General features: G+C 43.4%; 16 protein-coding genes. 5 read left to right on the plus strand and 11 right to left on the minus strand.

Translation table 11 applies throughout. From position 1 onward, the window contains the following. Nucleotides 1–96: 96 nt before the first annotated feature. Nucleotides 97–1,107: a UDP-N-acetylmuramate dehydrogenase gene (gene murB / locus G5B00_RS08930; protein ID WP_163873730.1), complete on the minus strand. Its 1,011-nt coding sequence runs from the start codon at nt 1,105–1,107 to the stop codon at nt 97–99. A gap of 118 nt (nt 1,108–1,225) precedes the next feature. On the opposite strand from murB, the gene G5B00_RS08935 reads away from it, so the two are divergent. Then, nucleotides 1,226–1,834: a TetR/AcrR family transcriptional regulator gene (locus G5B00_RS08935; protein ID WP_163873733.1), complete on the plus strand. Its 609-nt coding sequence runs from the start codon at nt 1,226–1,228 to the stop codon at nt 1,832–1,834. 111 nt (nt 1,835–1,945) lie between these two features. On the opposite strand, the gene G5B00_RS08940 is transcribed toward G5B00_RS08935, so the two are convergent. The 8 genes from G5B00_RS08940 to G5B00_RS08975 all read right to left on the minus strand — a co-directional run bounded on the left by G5B00_RS08940 (nt 1,946) and on the right by G5B00_RS08975 (nt 11,600). Further along, nucleotides 1,946–2,917, minus strand: coding sequence for a YpdA family putative bacillithiol disulfide reductase (locus G5B00_RS08940; protein WP_163873736.1), 972 nt, complete (start codon nt 2,915–2,917; stop codon nt 1,946–1,948). Between the two features lie 15 nt (nt 2,918–2,932). Further along, nucleotides 2,933–5,086: an FUSC family protein gene (locus G5B00_RS08945; protein WP_163873739.1), complete on the minus strand. Its 2,154-nt coding sequence runs from the start codon at nt 5,084–5,086 to the stop codon at nt 2,933–2,935. A 241-nt stretch (nt 5,087–5,327) separates the two neighbouring features. Beyond that, entirely contained in the window at nt 5,328–6,854 is a 1,527-nt protein-coding gene (gene purH / locus G5B00_RS08950) for a bifunctional phosphoribosylaminoimidazolecarboxamide formyltransferase/IMP cyclohydrolase (protein WP_163873742.1), read from the minus strand. A 45-nt stretch (nt 6,855–6,899) separates the two neighbouring features. Next, complete coding sequence (purN, locus tag G5B00_RS08955; protein WP_163873744.1) at nt 6,900–7,475, minus strand: phosphoribosylglycinamide formyltransferase; 576 nt, start codon at nt 7,473–7,475, stop codon at nt 6,900–6,902. A gap of 366 nt (nt 7,476–7,841) precedes the next feature. Next, nucleotides 7,842–8,936 (minus strand): serine hydrolase domain-containing protein, encoded by a 1,095-nt coding sequence (locus G5B00_RS08960; RefSeq protein ID WP_163873747.1) that lies wholly within the window; start codon nt 8,934–8,936, stop codon nt 7,842–7,844. 25 nt (nt 8,937–8,961) lie between these two features. Beyond that, a complete protein-coding gene (locus G5B00_RS08965; protein ID WP_163873750.1) occupies nt 8,962–9,714 on the minus strand; it encodes a LytR/AlgR family response regulator transcription factor in 753 nt (250 codons plus the stop codon). Further along, complete coding sequence (locus G5B00_RS08970; protein WP_163873753.1) at nt 9,692–10,753, minus strand: sensor histidine kinase; 1,062 nt, start codon at nt 10,751–10,753, stop codon at nt 9,692–9,694. Before G5B00_RS08970 ends, G5B00_RS08965 begins: the two co-directional genes overlap by 23 nt. A 4-nt stretch (nt 10,754–10,757) precedes the next feature. Beyond that, on the minus strand, nt 10,758–11,600 hold the full coding sequence (locus tag G5B00_RS08975; RefSeq protein WP_163873755.1) for a cell wall-active antibiotics response protein: 843 nt from the start codon (nt 11,598–11,600) through the stop codon (nt 10,758–10,760). A gap of 268 nt (nt 11,601–11,868) precedes the next feature. On the opposite strand from G5B00_RS08975, the gene G5B00_RS08980 reads away from it, so the two are divergent. Both G5B00_RS08980 and G5B00_RS08985 read left to right on the plus strand, forming a co-directional pair. After that, nucleotides 11,869–12,207 (plus strand): DUF3276 family protein, encoded by a 339-nt coding sequence (locus G5B00_RS08980; RefSeq protein WP_163873757.1) that lies wholly within the window; start codon nt 11,869–11,871, stop codon nt 12,205–12,207. A gap of 239 nt (nt 12,208–12,446) precedes the next feature. Then, a complete protein-coding gene (locus tag G5B00_RS08985) occupies nt 12,447–14,612 on the plus strand; it encodes a S9 family peptidase (RefSeq protein WP_163873760.1) in 2,166 nt (721 codons plus the stop codon). Nucleotides 14,613–14,649: 37 nt separating this feature from the next. On the opposite strand, the gene hisD is transcribed toward G5B00_RS08985, so the two are convergent. Then, the gene (hisD, locus tag G5B00_RS08990; protein WP_163873763.1) at nt 14,650–15,933 is read right to left on the minus strand and encodes a histidinol dehydrogenase; all 1,284 of its coding nucleotides are present in this window, start codon (nt 15,931–15,933) and stop codon (nt 14,650–14,652) included. Then, the gene (gene hisG, locus G5B00_RS08995) at nt 15,933–16,784 is read right to left on the minus strand and encodes an ATP phosphoribosyltransferase (protein WP_163873766.1); all 852 of its coding nucleotides are present in this window, start codon (nt 16,782–16,784) and stop codon (nt 15,933–15,935) included. Before hisG ends, hisD begins: the two co-directional genes overlap by 1 nt. Before the next feature lie 517 nt (nt 16,785–17,301). Here hisG and G5B00_RS09000 point away from each other — a divergent pair. Together G5B00_RS09000 and G5B00_RS09005 are read left to right on the plus strand one after the other, a co-directional pair. After that, nucleotides 17,302–18,297: a formylglycine-generating enzyme family protein gene (locus G5B00_RS09000; protein WP_163873770.1), complete on the plus strand. Its 996-nt coding sequence runs from the start codon at nt 17,302–17,304 to the stop codon at nt 18,295–18,297. A gap of 189 nt (nt 18,298–18,486) precedes the next feature. Continuing rightward, nucleotides 18,487–19,803, plus strand: coding sequence for a Gfo/Idh/MocA family protein (locus G5B00_RS09005; RefSeq protein WP_163873773.1), 1,317 nt, complete (start codon nt 18,487–18,489; stop codon nt 19,801–19,803). The last annotated feature ends 21 nt before the right edge of the window (nt 19,804–19,824 follow it).

Genomic DNA, 19,824 nt, shown 5'->3' on the forward strand with positions numbered 1-19,824 from the left:
GTCCGTGCATGCGAAGAGTTAGGATGCTCGCAGACGGTTTAAAAGGAGGTTTTTAACTCTTTCGAAAGAGAGTTATTAAGAAATGTGGAAAACTTTTTATAAAATATTGACTTCTCGCTCTAACATAACACCGAATTTTTTGTATACGTCCTCTATAATCAGGCAAGAAATATTATAAATTTCTTTTCCCGACGCGCTTCCACGGTTGACGATTACCAAAGCTTGGTTTTTCCAGGTGCCTGCCTGACCTACGAATTTGCCTTTCCAACCGCATTGTTCGATAAGCCACCCGGCGGCCAGTTTGCTCTCTTTGTCAGCAAATGGATAATATACGATTTCGGGGAAATCTTTTTTTAAATTTTCGACTTGATCATTCGACACAATGGGGTTTTTGAAAAAACTTCCGGCGTTGCCTACGGTACTGGGATCCGGTAATTTTTCAACGCGGATATAGGAGACGACCTCTGCTATATCCTTGATCGATGGCTGTTGTATACCTCTTTTTTGAAGCTCCTGTTCGATTGCCCCGTATTTGGTGTTGAGCGGAGCGTGTATGGAGAGTTTGTATGTGACGGATAGAATGATGTATCTTCCTTTGTATCTGGATTTGAAGATACTATCCCGATACGTGAACGCACAGTCTGTATTGTGAAAGGTCCGGAATTCTCCCGTTTTGGTGTCGAATGCCCTGCACGAATAGAAGATATCCATCAATTCTGCTCCATAAGCACCTATGTTTTGCACGGGTGAGGCACCGACAGTACCCGGTATCAGTGCCATATTCTCCATTCCCGGAAAACCATGATGTACACAGTACCACACAAGATCATTCCATACCTCACCTCCCGCAGCGGTGACATAGATGTGATTGCCTTCGATAAAATGCTGGATGCCTTTGTTGGATACACGAAGGATAGTTCCGGAAAAATCTTGCGTAAACAATATGTTGCTTCCCCCTCCAAGAATATAAAACCTTTCGGCAAAAAAACCGTTTTCGTACAATTTTAATAGCTTTTTTTCATCCGCTAAGTTGATGAATCCTTGTGCGGTGGCTTCCACACCAAAAGTATTGTAAGGTTTGAGCGAAATGTTTTGTTCTACCTCCACGGCTTGCAGTTTTTGACTTTTCTTTGTATAAATTCAAATTAAAGTGATAACTTTAATTGTTCAATGCGATAAAGATAAGAGAAAGCATTGTTTTTGGACAAAAATATTTTTTATTGTTATGCCAAAAAATGCCGACGAGAAAAGAAATAAGATACTGGAAGTAGCCAAAAGACGTTTTGCCCACTACGGTATGGCCAAGACAACCATGGCCGAGATTGCCAAGGACCTGTCCTTTTCAAAAGCTTTGCTCTACTATTATTTCCCTGACAAGAATAGCTTGTACAGTGCTGTTCTCGAATTTATCATTGATGAATTCGGAGAGGAGTTGCAGGAATATCTGCAAGGTTTTGATAATGTCGAGGATTCTATCTTGGCCTTGCTCCAAAAAAGGATCGAGTTTATCAAGCGCTATTACTATATTATTGAGTTTAGTTTGTTGAGTCGCAAAGAGATATCCGAGGATATGGAAAAGACTTTCATCTGTGCTTTTGAAATGCATAGGCAAGCTGTTGAGGGCATTTTGCGCAAAGGTATGGAAAGGGGGGAGCTCGGACAGCTAGATGTAGAAGAATGCTCTAAACTGTTTTTGTTTGCCACTATGGGCTTACGTTTAATGGCTACCAAGGATCTCAAAAGTGACTTCCTTCCGTCGAAGGAAGATTTTGATTATATTGTCGGTATGCAACAAAAGCTCGCCAAAATATTTATTAAGGGGTTGAAGGCTTAGCTTTTACTTATAATATCCTTGACAATTATATCCGCATGTATCCTATGCTGGCGCACGAATCCTTTCGTGTGCTTGTTTATCGAGGCACACGAAAGGATTCGTGCGCTAACATTAGGTCTTGCTGATAATATCTTTGATAATCAGATCGGCATGTATCCTTGAGTTTTCTATAAACCAAAGATGCGTGTTCAGACCGCCACATACCACTCCGGCAAGGTAGATGCCCGTGACATTGGTCTCCATCGTTTCGGGATTGTGTACAGGGATTCTGGGGACATCTTCGGGAATCGTAATACCTATCCTTTGTAAAAACTCAAAATTGGGACGATAGCCTGTCAGGGCCAGCACAAAATCGTTGTCGATACGGACCATGCCATCCGGCGTACGAATGACGGCTTCCCTTTCCGTAACTTCGGTCAACTCACTGTTGTAGTATGCTTTGATACTTCCTTCGGCTATACGGTTTTCGATATCGGGTCTGACCCAATATTTTACCCGATGACTGATTTCGTTACCCCGGATGACCAAGGTGACGTTTGCTCCTTTTCGGTATGTTTCCAATGCCGCATCAATAGAAGAATTGCTGGCACCGACGACAATGACATTCTGCCCGGCATAATAGTGTGGGTCGTTGTAGTAATGGGATACTTTGGGCAGTTCTTCCCCCGGAATGTTGAGGTACATGGGGATGTCATAAAACCCGGTAGCGACGATGACATTCCTACAGGTATATTCTCCTTTGGAGGTATGTATGGCAAATAGGTTATCCGCATCTTTATGTATGGCCGATACCTCTTCAAACAGATGGGTATTCAGCGCAAACTTATTGTGGATGCGTCGGTAGTATTCCAAGGCTTCGGCACGTTTGGGCTTGGGAAGGATAGTCACGAAAGGTGTATCTCCGATTTCAAGCCGTTCGGATGTGGAGAAGAAGGTCATGTTGACCGGATAGCGGTACAGGGAATTTACCAGACAGCCTTTTTCGATAATGAGATACGATAAGTTGTTTTTCTGTGCCGCAATACCGCATGCCAGACCGATTGGCCCGCCTCCTATGATGATGATATCGTATATTTCTTCCATTTCCAAACTTGTGCCTTATTCCTCTTGATTCTTGCTGACCAGCTCTGTGGTGACTTTCAGCAAATCTGCTGAAATTTTGACCAAAAACTGTAATTGTTCTGTAATTATTATAGCGTCCTCACTATCGGGATTACAGTCGATAATATCCTTTATGCTCTTGACCAAGGTGAATGTATTGTCCTCTTGGTCATCGAGTGTATAGACAGCTTTTTCGAGATTTTGCAATGCTTTATAGAATAATCTTACGTCCTCGTTATTGAAGTTTGTCGTATCCGCCTCCTTGAGCTGTGTCATCAGTGTGGTCGAATAGGAGGAGAAGATATGGTTCAGAATGACAAACCTGTTGACTTCCTTCGTTATTTTCTGTCTCCATTTTGGTTCGGTCAGCAGACGTTGAAAGGTAGAACCCATATTGGCCGAAGCAATATAGACCTCTTTACGGGCGAGTTTGTAGTCCGTTATGGCGATCTTTTGTCCAGAGAGGATATTGATGGCCTGCGCGAGGTATTGATAATTGGCGATGAGCAATTCCCGCATGTTTTTTTTGATCTGTAGGCTCTCCCAATTGGGGAATATGACGTAGCTGGATACAAAAGCGATTATCCCACCGAGTAGCGTATCGATTACTCTTTCTTTGGCGATTTCCAATGTGTTGGCGCCCGTGAAGCTGAGCAGGATCAAGACATAGGGTGTCATAAAAATGACTGCTATAATATAATTGATACGGAAAAGGCTGTATGCTATCAGAAAGAAAATGACGAGGATGATAAATCGCGCGGTCATATCGGGAATCAGCATCAGCACAAGGGCGCCTATGACGCCTCCTATAATGGTTCCGATGATCCGTTGCAGATTGCGCTCTTTTGTCAGCCCATAACCTGGTTTAAGAATGACCAGAATAGTCAACAATACCCAATAGATCCCAAATTCGGAGAAATCAATGAGATTGAGGATAAGGTAAGTCATCGACAAGGTAACAGACATCCGTAATGCATGTCTGAATATACTGGAATTGAGACTTAGGTTGTCTCTAAAACGTTGCCAATTGATGATGTCCGTTTTGACAAATTTTTGCGTATGAGCCATCTCTTCTTTTTCGATGTCTATTTTTTTGAGCTGGCAGTAATTGTATATCTGTAGGATCAGATTGACAATCGTCCTGATATTGACAATGATTTTCTTTAGGGCGATGGAATTGGTGCCGTTTTCTTTGTCATAGACTTCCAGTGCAGCCCGCAGTTCATCTATTTCTTTATTGAGATCATGCCGTTGGCGAGGTAGTTTTTCGGCGTGCAGTCTATACGATATGTTGTCGAGTTCATAGCTTACCTTGCGCAGGATGAGTTTTATCTTTTCCAATAGACCGGACGATGCATATTTGTCACGGATAGCCGTATAGTCGTAATGTGTGGCCATGCTCTGTTCGAAAAGGTCCACGATATCGGTAAAGATCAGTGTCAGGAATCGGCCCTTCTTGGTGGTATCCTTGATGGATCTTTTACTGTGAAAGAGGATATCCCGGACATTTTCCTGGTGAGCATTGACTTCGATCTGCTTTTCGATCAGTTTGTCATAGTTTTTGTCCAAGTCGGACTTTATGTCGTAAAAATTTGCTTTTAGTCGAATGTAGTCTGCTACCTGTATGATCGTCTCGGACAGCTCTTGCTGCGCCAATCGGTATGGACGGACATAGGTAATGGAAAAACTGATGATAATGTACCACAATGCGCCTATGATAAAATAAGACAGGTAGGTGAGTTCTTCTTGCAAGGTGTACATGTCATCGACATTGATCAGCATGATCAGCAGGCACATCGTACCGATAGTAGATGCACGTGCATTGAACACAGCAAACATGGAATAGAGAAAACCAAGCGTGGCTATGGTGATGGTCATGGCTATCAGCGAACTGTTGAGCAACACCGTCACGACAATGGTCAAGACGCACAGTACCGTACAAAGGACTACACCCGCCCTTCGGTGCGTAGGTGCACCGGGAGTGTCAGACATACCGACTACCAAAGCTCCGAGAGAGACCAGGGTGCCTGTGGTAAACTCACCGAGTAAGGCACATACGATGACGGGAATGATTGCTCCCAACGTAATCCGTAACCCTTCGCCAAAATATTGACTGTAAAAAAAACTGCTGATTTCTTCAGATTTTTTCATAAGACCTACACCAACAAATTTAATAGAACGGATCTTAGGGAGGTGTTTGCATATGTAATGTCCTAACAGGGCTACATATTTTTACCAGCCAATTCCATTTTTGACTGTGCAAAGTTAGCTAAAAATAATATGTAAAGGAATGGGAGGGTAGAGACTTCCGAAGTTTAACTTTAATTTTTTGTGTTTTTGAAGGCAAAGTTGAAGGCTTTGCCGTTTCGAAACTTCGGAAGTCTTAAAAAACTTAATGCTTAAAGTGTCTTACACCTGTGATCACCATGGCAACACCTTTTTCATTGGCCATGTCAATGGATAGCTGGTCCTTGATAGAACCTCCGGGTTGAAGTATAGCGGCGATGCCCGCGTCTCCGGCTATTTCGACACAGTCCGGGAATGGAAAGAAAGCATCCGAAGCCATAGCACTGCCACGAAGCTCAAAACCAAAAGATTTTGCCTTTTCGATGGCTTGCTTTAAAGCATCTACACGGGATGTCTGCCCTACGCCGGAAGCCAATAATGTCCCGTTTTTTGCAAATACAATAGTGTTTGATTTTGTATGCTTGACGATTTTGTTGGCAAAATGCAGGTCTTCCAATTGTTCGGGCGTAGGTTTGGTTTTGGTGACGGTAGTCATTTGTGCCGGGCCTTCTACGGTGTTGTCCTTATCTTGGAGAATGACACCATTCAACAAGGTTTTGAACTGTTGACTAGGAAGTCTGACCGTTTTGCGGCGCAGGATGATCCTGTTTTTCTTTTCTGTCAAGATGGCTATGGCGTCATCTGTATAGCTAGGTGCGATCAATACTTCGAAGAAAAGTTTGTTGATTTCTTCTGCCGTTTCTTTATCTACTTCACCATTGGTGATGAGTACGCCTCCAAAAGCAGATACCGGATCGCAGGCCAAAGCATCTATCCAGGCTTGTCGGATTGTGGGGCGTGAGGCGACTCCACAGGCGTTGGTGTGTTTTAGGATCGCGAATGTAGGCTCCTCAAACTCGTCTATGATGGCTACAGCGGCATCCACATCGACAAGATTGTTGTAGGAAAGCTCCTTGCCGTTCAATTTGTCAAACATAGCATTCAGATTGCCGAAGAATACACCTTTTTGGTGCGGATTTTCTCCATAACGCAATACCTGGGCCTGTTGTTCAGATTGTTTGAAGACCTCTAAAGGATTTTCTTGGTTGAAATAGTTGAAAATGGCCGTATCGTAGTGCGATGAGGTGTTGAATGCTCTTTTTGCAAAGGACTTGCGTTGTTCCAAGCTTGTGTTTCCTTCTTGTGCAGTTAGGATTTCTTCCAATTCTTGATATTGGTCCTTGGACGAGATGATCACGACATCATTGAAATTCTTGGCGGCCGCACGGATCAGAGATATACCACCGATATCTATTTTTTCAATAATATCCTGTTCGGGGGCACCCGAAGCTACGGTCTCTTCAAAAGGATACAGGTCTACGATGACAAGGTCTATTTCGGGGATTTCGTATTTTTCAAGTTGTTTTTTGTCATCTTCCAAAGGACGACGGGAAAGGATGCCGCCGAACACGTTGGGGTGCAGTGTTTTTACACGTCCTCCTAAGATTGATGGGTATCCGGTCAGATCCTCTACACGTTCTACCGTTATTCCTAAATCGCGGATAAAGGTTTCTGTACCACCCGTAGAGTAGAAAGTGACACCATATTTGTTGAGTAGTTGGATAAGGGGGGCAAGGTTGTCCTTATAATATACGGAAACCAGTGCATTTTTAATCTTGACAGGATGATTCATTGTTATTTATTTGGAGCCGCAAAGATAAGGATAAATAATCGTTTTTTAATTGTATTTTTTCAGTAGATTCTCGATGATCTTCGGATAGTGCAAATGTTCCAATTGTTGGCCATTGAATTTCAGCTGTTCCAATGTATCGGTGGGCTCAACACGGAATCGTGCCTGATAGATCACCTCGCCTTCGTCAAAGTTTTCATTGACAAAATGTATAGTGATGCCATGTTCGTCGTCGCCTGCTTCCAATACGGCTTTGTGTACGCGATCTCCGTACATGCCTTTGCCACCATGTCTGGGCAATAGGCTAGGGTGGATGTTGATGATCTTGTTGGGAAAAGCCTTCAACAGATTGTCGGGTATGAGCCACAAGAATCCGGCCAGCACGACCAGATCTATTTCCAGACGTTTCAGCAAGTTGACGATTTCGTCTGTTTGATAGAAATCATGTCGGTCGAAAACATGGGAAGGGATCTCAAAATTATCAGCACGTTGCAGCACATAGGCATCGGCGTTGTTGCTCAGTACCAAAGCCACTTCCGCGTCATTAGAATATTTGAAATGTTCCATGATTTTTTGAGCGTTGGAGCCAGATCCTGATGCAAAAATAGCGATTCGTTTTTTCACTTTTTCTATAGTTTTAAATGTGTGTTGCTCTCAAACTTACCGAATTTTCCCATTATATGCAATATAGATGCTGTTTATATAAGCTAACAACTTAAGTTAAAATTGATTTTCTATCCATTGGAGGGGGTCTAAAAAGGTCTGGCAATTCATTAATCGTCATTTCGAACGAAGAGAGAAATCTATGGATGAATTAGAATTAACTAATTTTCAACAAGTTGAAAAGCTGCTCAACCATAGATTTCTCCTCGTACCTCGTCGAAATGACGGTATGATTGGCTTTTTAGACACTCTCTACGAAGCAGTTTGCATATGGGCTTGTAGCCCAAACGGTACATCTACCCATCTCGTTGAACCATGCACAAGAGATCATTCCGTAGCAATGATCCTTTCCATTATCTGTGTACAGATATCATCTGTTGATATAGCCGTATTGGTCAGTACGACCAAAGCTGATTTTTTGTCGGGAGCCAAGGCGATAAATGAACGATATCCACCCGAATTGCCTGTATGCGAATAGACAACGATGTCTCCGACCATGTTCATGTGCCATGCCAGCCCAATATCAGAATCGGGAGGGAGGAAATACGTGAATTGTCGTGTCAGCGCCATAGCACGTTCTAGCGGAGTATTTGGCATGTTGAACTGTGCCTGAGCGTACACCAGGAGATCCTTTAGGCTTGATTTTAGGACTGTTGCACCTGCCATAGCCTGTGTATTCCAAGATAATGTTTCCTGTCCTTTTTCATCGTATCCCTGTATCAGTTGCTGGGTCTTGGGGTTCAGCTTGTTCGTCGTGTTTGTCATGGAGAGTGGGGTCGTGATGACTTCTTTGACAAGCTGACCATAAGGTTTCTTTGCAATCATGGAAATCAATTCGCCCAAAAGACCATATCCCAAAGGGCTGTATTCGTATTTTTCTCCAGGTGTGGTGTTTGCCTGGAAGCTTTTTAGAAAAGCGAATAGATCTCTACGGGTGTATAATGCGTATGGATCCTGCGGATTATAGTTGGGGTTCTTGTCCAGGTTGGATGGTGAATGGGGCAGGCCGGAAGTATGATTGGCTAGGGATTGAAAGGTTATACCTTGCAGGCTGGTATTGTGGGCTATGGAGTCGGGCAAAAATTTTACAATAGGATCTTCCAACCGGATGATACCCTTTTCGACCACGTCGGCCAGTAGCGTTGCCGTAAAGATCTGGGTCATCGAACCTATCTCGTAAATCGTTTCTTCGGTCGGTAATGTTGCATTTTCCTTTACCGTTTCACCGTAGAAGAACGTTTGTGCACGGTTATGGTGAACGATACCTATGGCCAGCGCATGTGTATGGGACTGTTGGGTATAGGTATATGCGACCGAATCGATGTACGGCTCCAATGGATCTCGTTTCAAGGTGTCTTGGGCCAATACACCATTGATCGCGAAGGATAAAAAAATAAGTGCCGAAAAGAAAGCTTTACTCATACGGCAAAATTACAAAAACAAAGGACTATAACCCAATAGTTTGTTTCAACCTTGCATATCCGGATTTACTGATATTTACTTTGTCTCCGTTGAGCAGGATACCCTTATAGCTTTCCTTTTCCATGGGTTCGATCTTGGCCAGTTGGTCCACCCGGACGATATACGAGCGATGGACACGTACAAATTGTTTGGGGTCTAATTGTTTTTCAAAAGAGGACATGGTTTTGTTTTTCAGAAACATGCCGTCGGTACAATGTATCTTGACGTAATCGTCGTAAGCTTCCAGATAGAGGATATGTTGTACAGGGATGAGTTTGATCTGTGAACCGTTTTTGACGACGATACGTTCGAGCGTTGTTTCTTCGATTTCGCTTTTCAAGACTTCCATATTCGAAGTATTCGAAGAGGAGGTGCTGGTCTGGGAAGTATGCAATTGTCTGAATTTTTGCAAACCTTGTTCAAATCGCTCTTGGCTGATCGGTTTGAGAAGATAGTCTACCGCACTCTTTTCGAAAGCTTTTAGGGCAAATTCTTCAAATGCGGTCGTAAATACGATATGGGGTGTTTCGTCCAGTATCTCCAACATCTCAAATCCGGTCAACTTGGGCATTTGTACATCCAGAAACACCAGATCCGGCTTGTGCTGTTGAATGGCTTTTATCCCTTCAAATCCGTCACCACATTCGCCTACGACCGTGATGTCGGGGTGTGCAGCAAGGTATTCGGAGATAATAAGGCGAGCCAAAGGCTCATCGTCAATTATCAATGCTTTGATCATGTTGAGGTATTTTTATGCTTGCTATAAATTTACTTTCGGTTTTCTGTACAGACAGCAGGTCCGTACGTCCATAGATCAAGAATAGTCTACGCTGTACACTGCTCAATCCAAATCCAGTGCCTTTGGTGCTTGTATATTGATCTTTGTCGTAGGGATTGCTGATGGATATGGTCAGCATCTGTTGTTCAAGATGGATATGTGTTTCTATGCAGACGTCACCGGTGAGGTTGTATAGACCGTGCTTGATGGCATTTTCCATGAGAGGCTGGATGATCATGCCGGGAACTTTGGTTTTCAATACCTTTTCCTCATAATGGAATACCGTATTCAGTCGGTGACCAAAACGAACCTTCTCGATTTCCAGATAAAGTTCCAAGTGGCGGATTTCGTCGCCCAAAGGAATGAGCTGTTTGTCATCCTTGCGCATCGTTCCCCTCAAAAAGTCCGACAGCTGAAAGGTCATTTTCCGGGCCAGATCGGGTTTGGCCGAAATCAAAGCAATGATCGAGTTGAGGCTATTGAATAGAAAATGGGGCTGCAACTGCTGTCTGAGGTTGTAGAGCTCGGCCTCCCGCACCAGTTTTTCGGTTTCTTCTTTCCTGCGTTTGTTGTCCTCGTATTCTTCCTGTATATTCCAGAATATATTGATGACCATGATAAACAGCAGCAACAGAAAGTTGATAATGAAACGATAGGGTAGCCTTGCTGTAAAATGTTCAAGCGACGGTACATCAAAAAACTGCAAAAGAGCAAAGACAGATATGGCTACGCTGACGACCGTCAGGATGAAGCAGATGATGATAATCTTGATGTACTGGTTTTTTCGGGGAAGGTAAAATTGTAAAGAACTGAAAATAAGATAAGAACATATTGTCATGGAAACAGCTCCTATAGCGGGTTCGGTAGGTGTTACCTTCAAGGGGCGCATATCCCACCACAGCAAGAAATAGGATACTAGAAAATACAGGATGCCGACCGTACATGAGCTGATGTGGATCAGACGGTTTTTATTCTTTATTTTGAATGGGGGAGACGACATGCTACTAGCTGTTTTTGATGGCAATATTGCTCAAGATAGATGTTCCTGTAATGTATAACCGCTTATTTTCGTCGTAAGGATGGTTGATGATGATACGCCTATCGTCATTTTCGCTCAGTACAGAAGAGACCTGCGTAGATATTGTCCAATGTGGAGGAACAATGATTTTTGTACTTCCAAACAATTGAAAGACATCGATGACAGCAGGCTGTTGGAGGTCTGCCTGCAACAGGTTGATCTCTGTGCTCCCCAATATATTGGTCAATGTCCCTCCCAGAAAATTCTTGGTCATCAAAATCTTCTTTGAACTGCCCAGGATAGCTTCGACTTTTAGATAGTTTTCCAATCCGTAGGGCGACGAAGCATACGTACGTTCGTCATTGCGGCTATGATCCGTTTCTTCGGTCGCAGAGAAGTCTCCGACCCGTTTGTCCCAATCGAAGCTGTCGTCAGTTGTAGCAGCGTCCCCTTGTGGCGGAATAGGGGGGTGAGAGCCAGCTTGTCTGTTACGTTTGACCAGATAAATACCTATGCCTATGGCAATCAAGGGAATAAGGACTTTGCCTACCGAAAACCCTATCCATTCCTTCAATAAAAACAATACACCCAAACAAATAAGGATAAGGGATGATTTTTTCTCAAAATTGGAATTGACACCGATGACCAAGCCGATGATAATAAGTATCATTTGCCACCCCAAGATCCAGGAAGGAATGATTATCCCAAAGTCCAGGTTCTTCAATAGCAGAAAAACCCCGAACAGGATAATGATAGCGCCGACCGTAGTAGCACTTTTGGAGTTGTTGGGAGGGACTGGTGGTATGTTATGTTTATCTTTTGTATCCATTTCTAAATTATTACAATTCGAATATACATGAAAATCGACATTTACCCGCAACGTACTTAGGCATCTTTGGGATAAAGGTCGGTAAAACCCCTGATTTTGTCGGTGAATGCTGCGCACGATAGCTTTTCCAAAGTTTCAAACTTTGGAAAAGTTTTAGGGACTAAAAAACTTTTATAAATTTTTCATAAAAATTTGGACTTTTAAAATTAATTCCTATATATTTATAGCATCAAAACATTGAAATTAAACTTAAATACTTACTAGACTAATGGGAGATTTTGAAAACAAAGAGCGTGAAGAGGTATTTTCAAAAAAGGTGAGAGCGGGAAAACGTACTTATTTTTTTGATGTAAAAGCGACTCGGTCAAATGATTACTATGTGACGATCACAGAAAGTAAAAAGCGTTTCGAAGACGGTCAGTTTATCAAGCACAAAATTTTCTTATACAAAGAAGATTTTGAAAAATTCGCCGAAGGATTGACAGAGGTGGTGGAATATATCAAAGCCAACCAGGACGTCGTAGAAAAGAGATACGAGCCCGGTCAGGACGATTCGACTTATGAAAGCAATGGAGAGTTGGTCGAAAGAAACAATTTTACGTTTTAGCCTCTAGTATCTATTTGAACTTATACGAAGCCACTTTAAAAAGGTGGCTTTTTTATTTATAATTTTACAGTACATGACAAAAAATAAAAACAACATAAAAACGCGTCATTGCGAGAAGGCACGACGTGGCAATCTGCGTTTTTCGTCCGTAGAGATTGCTTCGCTTCGCTCGCAATGACGAAAAACTTTTTTTGTCATGTACTAAATTGTAACTTCGTCCGACTAATTTTTAGATTTCTATGAAGAAAGTTTTTAGCACCCTGTGGGTTGTTGGCTTGCTTATGGCCTATCACCTGACCCATGCGCAGACCAGGCGTTTGAGCTTTGATGAATCCTGGGGACAAGGATATACGCTCACCCAACCGATAAACGGATATTCGGGTTGGGCTGATGATACGCATTATCTGGAAGAAGACGCAAAGGACAAAAAGACCTATCAAGTCGACGTCAAAACCGGAGCCAGAAGCCTCTATGTCCCTAAGGAAGACATCTCCACACGAGTGTTTGTACGGGACAAGGATATTTTTATCGATTATGGAACGGGAGAAGAAAAGAAATTGACCGATTCGCCCGAAGAGGAAGAACAGAATCCTACGCTTTCGCCCGATGGAAAGTATGTGGCTTTCACCAGGAATAGCAACCTATACAGTATGGAGATCCGTTCGGGCAAGGAGGTACAATATACTTCAGATGGTACGGACGTGATCTACAACGGTTGGTCATCGTGGGTGTATTATGAAGAAATCTTGGGTAGACCGACAAACTACAGAGCCTTTTGGTGGTCATCGGATAGCAAGCAACTGGCCTTTATGCGGTTTGATGATACGAGAGTCCCCATGTTTCCGATCTACGTGTCCAGGGGACAGAATGGCTATCTGGAAGAAACCCGGTATCCTAAAGCGGGACAGGAGAATCCGAAAGTTAGGATAGGTTTTGTCAAGGTGGAAGGTTCTCCGATCGTATGGGCAGATTTTAACGAAGATGAAGATCAATATTTCGGACAACCCTATTGGAGTTTTGACAGCCAATCCATTATGGTGCAATGGATGAACCGAGACCAGACCAATCTAAAATTTTATGCCGTCAATCCTTTTGATGGAAGCAAGAAAGAAATCTATGACGAACAACAACCGACATGGATCAATCTGGACCACGAAGAACGCATCACCTACCTGGCGGACAATAAACATTATATTTTGAAATCCGATAAAACGGGTTGGGCACATTATTATCTGTACACACTGGATGGCAAGCTGCTCAATCCCATCACCCAAGGAGATTGGCAGGTCGTCTCTTTGGAATACATCGATGAAAAGAATAAGGTGATCTATTTTACGGCTCGTAAAGAAAATTCGGCTACGGTAGATTTATACCGGATAGATTATTCGGGAAAGAATTTCAAACGTTTGACGTTTGGCGATTATACGCATCAAGTCCGTGTGTCACCCAATGGAGCCTACTTCATTACGAATTATTCCAACGTGGATACACCAAACAAAGTGGCTTTGGTCGATAATAAAGGTAAAATCATGCGGGAATTGGCAGATAGCAAATCACCTGATTTTGCCAGGTATAACATTGGCAAAACCGAATATTTTACGATAAAGTCCGATGATGGTAAGTTTGATCTTCCGATTGTGATCACCTATCCAACCGATTTTGATGAAACCAAAGTTTATCCGGTCATTATGAGTATCTACGGAGGTCCCGACGCCGGTACGGTCAAAAATACGTGGAAAAACAGTTCACAAAGTCCTTATGGAGGCATGTCACAGTATTGGGCCAATGAAGGAATTATACAGATACAGTGTGATCACAGGGCTTCGGGGCATTTTGGCAAGCAAGGTGTCGCCTGGATGCACCGCAATCTGGGACATTGGGAGCTGATCGATTACATTACTGTCGTCAAATGGCTCAAATCCAAACCCTGGGTGGCCAAAAACAAATTGTTGATCACCGGGCACAGCTATGGAGGGTATATGACCTGTCTGGCATTGACAAAAGGAGCTGATTATTTTGATTATGGCATTGCGGGAGCACCGGTGACCAGCTGGGAACTGTACGATACGCATTATACCGAACGTTGGATGGATACACCACAAGACAATGCGGAAGGGTATAGATCAGGGTCTATATTGACGTATGTCGACCGTTATAAAGGAGGTCTGCGTATTATGCACGGGGATTTGGATGACAATGTCCATCTGCAAAATACGACACAATTGGTTGATGCATTGACGGATCATGGTGTACCGTTTGAATTGATGATCTATCCGGGTAGCCGACATGGATTCGCACGGTCAAAACTGCGGTATGACTTTTACGAAAGGGCTCGTTTCTATTACCAATACCTGTTGGAGAGGCCGATTCCGGAGGAATTTAAGGAAAGGTTCGGGAAGAGATAAATTAAATAAAGAGAGGAGCATTAGCTCCTCTCTTTATTTAATTCCGTATGCTCACCGCATTCTTATGCGCTTGCAGTCCTTCCAGTTCGGCGAGTATCTCTACAGTGGAGCCTATCTGTTGGAGACCTTCTTCGCTGATGTGCTGAAAGGTTATTTTCTTGATAAAAGAATCTACGGATACGCCCGAATACGAACGGGCATAGCCCGACGTAGGCAAGGTGTGGTTGGTGCCCGATGCGTAATCTCCTGCACTTTCGGGAGTCAGATGTCCGAGAAAGACAGATCCCGCATTGCTTATTTTAACGATCAGGGATTGCCATTCGTCACTTTCTATAATGAGGTGTTCCGGAGCGTAGGCATTGGAAAACTCCATGGCTTCTATGAGCGTTTCTGTAATGATAGCATACGAGTTTTCAATGGCTTTCCGAGCCAATTCCTGTCGAGGTAAGACAATTATCTGTTTTTTTAGTTCTTTGTTGACTTTCTCTATGGTAGCAGATGAAGTGGCTACCAATACAGCCTGGCTATCGGCTCCGTGTTCGGCCTGGGCAAGCAGATCTGCCGCGACAAAAGCCGGATTGGCACTCTGATCGGCAATGACCAGTACTTCCGATGGCCCTGCCGGCATATCGATACTGACGTTGGTTTGCCCCTGAATGATGCTTTTGGCTTTGGTGACATATTGATTTCCCGGGCCAAATATCTTGTCTACTTTCGGGATAGTCTGCGTCCCGTAGGCCATGGCACCCACTGCCTGTGCTCCACCGACAAGGTATATACGGTCTATCTTTAGTAAAAGCAGACAGTAGGCTACGAAACCATTGATCTTACCGTCTTGTTGAGGCGGAGAGCAGACGACGATTTCCTTACAGCCGGCAATGCGGGCTGGCACACCGAGCATCAAGAGGGTAGAGGGCAATACGGCAGACCCTCCTGGGATATATAGACCCACTTTTTCGATAGGGCGCACCTCACGCCAACATTTTACGCCGGGCATCGTTTCGGTGACGCGTTCGCGCCGGAGCTGTGTGCTGTGAAATCGGTGTATATTCTGAAAGGCAATTTCCAACGCACGCTGCTGATCGCGGGAAATGGTGGAAGCTAAAGCTTCGATATCGCTTTTTTCCAGAAATAAATTCTTCAGATCTACCTTGTCAAATTTCGCAGCAAAATCCCGCAGAGCTTCATCGCCTTTGTTTTTGACCTGATCTAAAATGCCGGAAACCGTTTCTTGAATCGTATTGTTCGGATCTGTATTCCGTTGGATCAATTGATTTTTCTCCTCTGCCGAAAGGGTATTGTATTTGTATGTTCGCAGCATTACAAAATGATTTTTTCGATAGGCATGACCACGATTCCCTGTGCTCCTGCCGATTTCAGTTTGTTTATTTTTTCCCAAAAATCATCTTCGGATATGACGGTGTGTACCGCTACCCAACCTTCTTCGGCCAATGGGACGACGGTAGGGCTTTTGACCCCATGCAGAAGTTCCGTGATTTGGGGTAAATTGGATTTCTCAACATTCAGTACGACATATTTGGTCTCTTTGGCACGCAATACCGATTGGATACGTTGTAACAGTTCACAAAGGATCTCATTTTTTTCCAGACCATTGCGCCCGATCAGGATAGCTTCAGATTTGCGTACGTCTGCGAAGGGCTTCAGTCCATTGCTCTTTAGTGTACCACCTGTAGAGACAATATCGCAGATAGCATCGCTCAGTCCAAGCCCCGGTGCGATTTCGACCGAACCGGAGATAGTCTGTATATCGGCTTGTATCTTGTATTCGTCCAGAAAATTTTTAAGAATGTTGGGGTACGAGGTTGCAATAGACTTGCCATTCAGATCTTTTAGTTCCTGTACAGGTGAATCTTTGGGTATGGCCAGTTTTAGGGTACACTTACCGAACCCCAAACGCTGTATATAATTGACCTTGGCCTGGCTTTCGTCGATGACATTTTCGCCAACGATGCCCAGATCGGCAATGCCTTCTTCTACATACCCCGGAATATCGTCGTCCCGCAGGAAAAGTATTTCGAGGTTGAAGTTGGATACAGTGGTGATGAGGGAGCTTTTGTAATTTTCGAAGTCCAGTCCACAGTTTTTAAGAAGAAGAACAGATTTTTCGTTTAACCTACCCGATTTCTGGATAGCAATTTTAAGATTTTTCATTAGAATGTTCTATTTTTTAACGGCAATGAAGCTTGCATGAATTGTTTTTTTGCCTATTGTCTGTGGTCTACAGTAGAGCTTGCTTAATTTGTGTTCTTTTGTGAAAGTGAGGCAATTCATGCAGGTTTCAAAGTATTCAAGTTGTCGTTGATAATTATTAATAAATAAGGACTATTGGGAAAAATGCTTCACGTAGAAACACATAACAGTTACATATCGCCGCAATGGCGATGATGCAAATGGATGTGGTATATACGTAAAACCGTCATTTTTATTAATAATGGCCAAATTTAGCGTATTCTTAGCTGGTATGCAAACTTTTTTGTATTTCATCTTTCTTCTCATCCCTATGCCCGAATGCATTCGGGGCAAGCTGTCTGGACGACAAAAATATATATGCTTAACAATACCTAAATATTTATTTTCTGTATTCTGTAACGACAATGTTATTGCAATTGTCATTTGGAAGTCTTAATTTTAGGTTTTATTAAAGTGTACTTTGAACACTAACCATATTATGGGAAGGATTATTTTAAGTATTTGTTTTTTGCTGGGGGGCGGGATTGTTTTAGGTCAGTCGGTTCCTAATGAGCGGTATACGCAGGTCATACCCAATACGTCTCTATCGTTTTCTATGGAAGCTATTCCGGCCGGGAGTTTTTTGATGGGTAGCAAGACAGGCAACGCAGACGAAAAGCCTGTGCATCAAGTGAAAATATCTCCTTTTTGGATGAGTACCTACGAAATCACCTGGGATGTTTTTGAAGCTTTTCTCTACCAAGACTATGAACTTTCCAAACGGACAGATAGTGAGGCAAAACAAAAGGTGGATGGTGTGACACAGCCTACGGGCATTGATGCTGTGACGCGGCCCACAAAACCTTATCTGGACATGACCTTTGGTATGGGCAAGCAAGGTCAACCGGCGATAGCCATGACACACTATAATGCGATTCAGTTTTGTAAATGGTTGTACCTGAGAACGGGTATATTTTATCGGTTGCCTACGGAAGCTGAATGGGAATATGCCTGTCGGGCAGGATCGGCTACCGAATATTATTATGGTGATGATGCTCCCGCGTTGGGCGAGTATGCGTGGTATGCTGATAATAGTGAAGATAAAACGCATAAGGTAGGACAAAAGAAACCAAATGCTTTTGGTTTGTACGATATGATCGGAAATGTTGCGGAGTGGACCTACGATCAGTACCTCCCGGACTATACGCATAGGGCCGATAAGGATGTTGTAGAAGATCCGGTTACTGTTCCTACAGAACTGTATCCACATGCAGTACGGGGCGGGTCTTTCAAAAGCACGGCCGCCGAATTGCGCTCTGCGGCAAGAGGTTTTTCAGATCCGATGTGGAAGCAGCTGGACCCACAGGTTCCCAAGTCCAATTGGTGGTTTCCCGAAGCCCCCTTTGTAGGGATGCGTGTGGTAAGACCATTGAACCCGCCACCTTTGGAAGACATCATAAAATATTATAACCAAAAACCAATTGAAGACTTTTAATAGCTAAGAACAATCACAGACTACATGATTCTCAGATGAATACAGTAAAAAAAACACGTCATTGCTATGAGGAACGAGGAGGCAATCTGTGTTTTTCGTTCGAAGAGATTGCTTCACCCTCATGCCTCGTGTTCGCAATGACGAAAAACTTTTTTATCATGTACTAACTACTTAATAAACAATAATTATATGAAAAATATACACCGAAGAGATTTTATCAAATCTTCATCCCTTGTTGCAGGTTTAGCCGTTGTGGGCACCAGCCCGGCAGTCTCTTCCGTATTGTCTGGAGTAGACGATGCGATCAAGATAGCCGTTGTAGGCTGTGGTGGACGAGGTACGGGAGCTGTGGTCAATGCCTTTAATTCGGGACAGCATGTGAAATTGGTCGCTATGGCAGATGCCTTTGCAGACAATATAGAGAAGTCTTACAACAATTTAATCAAAAAATATGCAGACAAGGTTGATGTACCGGATTCCCGGAAATATGTTGGTTTTGAGGCATATAAACAGGCTATTGCCGATGCAGATGTTGTTATTTTGACTACGCCTCCAGGATTTAGGCCTCAGCATTTTGAAGAAGTGGTCAGGCAGGGTAAACACGCCTTTATGGAAAAACCTGTAGCGGTGGATGTTCCCGGAATCCGTAAGATATTGGATTTGGCCAAAGAAGCCAAACGCAAAAAACTGAACGTAGTAGTCGGTTTCCAAAGGAGATTTCAACGTAATTATCGAGAGGCCATCCAACGTATACATGATGGGCAGATCGGGGACGTGGTATCGGGACAGGTCTACTGGAACAGTGGAGGGGTATGGTTAAGGCCTAGAAAGCCCGGTCAAACCGAAATGGAATACCAGATGCACAATTGGTTTTATTTCAATTGGCTATGTGGTGACCATATTGTGGAGCAGCATGTGCACAATATCGATATAGCCAATTGGATCAAAGGAAAATACCCTGTTTCTATCCAAGGAACGGGATCTCGGGCGCACCGTACAGGCAAAGACCATGGAGAGATCTACGATAATTTTGCGGTAGAACTGACATATGATGATGGAACAGTAGTGTACAGTCAATGTCGGCATTTCGAAGGGATCACCAATCGGGTGGACGAAACTTTTCAAGCGACCAAAGGAAGGGTATATCTATCGGCAGGAAACCAAGCGGTGCTGTGGGATGCACAAGGAAATGAAATCTATAGGCATCAGTCCAAAGGTGACCCCAACCCCTATGCACAGGAACATGTTGAACTGTTTGATGCTATTGCAAAGGGCGAATACCGATTTTCGGATATTGATTTTTCGGCCTATAGCACATTGACAGGTATCATCGGCCGTGCGGCATGTTACACCGGAAAGGTGATCAAATGGGATGAAGCGTTACAGTCTACTGTCGATTTATCTCCGGAAGTATATGCCTGGGATGCAAATCCGAAGATCATGCCCGATGAGAATGGGTTTTACCCTGTCGCGAAACCCGGTATCGATACACACCTTTATATCTAGTGGTATATAGTTCGTGATTTA

The sequence above is a fragment of the Parapedobacter sp. SGR-10 genome, assembly GCF_011030405.1.
In the GTDB taxonomy this organism is placed as follows: Bacteria; Bacteroidota; Bacteroidia; order Sphingobacteriales; family Sphingobacteriaceae; genus Sphingobacterium.

Excerpts from the sequence above, each read along its gene's own strand:
- G5B00_RS08935 (WP_163873733.1), top strand. The coding sequence starts at position 1,226 with ATGCCAAAAAATGCCGACGAGAAAAGAAATAAGATACTGGAAGTAGCC.
- G5B00_RS08940 (WP_163873736.1), bottom strand. The coding sequence starts at position 2,917 with ATGGAAGAAATATACGATATCATCATCATAGGAGGCGGGCCAATCGGT.
- G5B00_RS08945 (WP_163873739.1), bottom strand. The coding sequence starts at position 5,086 with ATGAAAAAATCTGAAGAAATCAGCAGTTTTTTTTACAGTCAATATTTT.
- purH (WP_163873742.1), bottom strand. The coding sequence starts at position 6,854 with ATGAATCATCCTGTCAAGATTAAAAATGCACTGGTTTCCGTATATTAT.
- G5B00_RS08960 (WP_163873747.1), bottom strand. The coding sequence starts at position 8,936 with ATGAGTAAAGCTTTCTTTTCGGCACTTATTTTTTTATCCTTCGCGATC.
- G5B00_RS08965 (WP_163873750.1), bottom strand. The coding sequence starts at position 9,714 with ATGATCAAAGCATTGATAATTGACGATGAGCCTTTGGCTCGCCTTATT.
- G5B00_RS08970 (WP_163873753.1), bottom strand. The coding sequence starts at position 10,753 with ATGTCGTCTCCCCCATTCAAAATAAAGAATAAAAACCGTCTGATCCAC.
- G5B00_RS08975 (WP_163873755.1), bottom strand. The coding sequence starts at position 11,600 with ATGGATACAAAAGATAAACATAACATACCACCAGTCCCTCCCAACAAC.
- G5B00_RS08980 (WP_163873757.1), top strand. The coding sequence starts at position 11,869 with ATGGGAGATTTTGAAAACAAAGAGCGTGAAGAGGTATTTTCAAAAAAG.
- G5B00_RS08985 (WP_163873760.1), top strand. The coding sequence starts at position 12,447 with ATGAAGAAAGTTTTTAGCACCCTGTGGGTTGTTGGCTTGCTTATGGCC.
- hisD (WP_163873763.1), bottom strand. The coding sequence starts at position 15,933 with ATGCTGCGAACATACAAATACAATACCCTTTCGGCAGAGGAGAAAAAT.
- hisG (WP_163873766.1), bottom strand. The coding sequence starts at position 16,784 with ATGAAAAATCTTAAAATTGCTATCCAGAAATCGGGTAGGTTAAACGAA.
- G5B00_RS09000 (WP_163873770.1), top strand. The coding sequence starts at position 17,302 with ATGGGAAGGATTATTTTAAGTATTTGTTTTTTGCTGGGGGGCGGGATT.
- G5B00_RS09005 (WP_163873773.1), top strand. The coding sequence starts at position 18,487 with ATGAAAAATATACACCGAAGAGATTTTATCAAATCTTCATCCCTTGTT.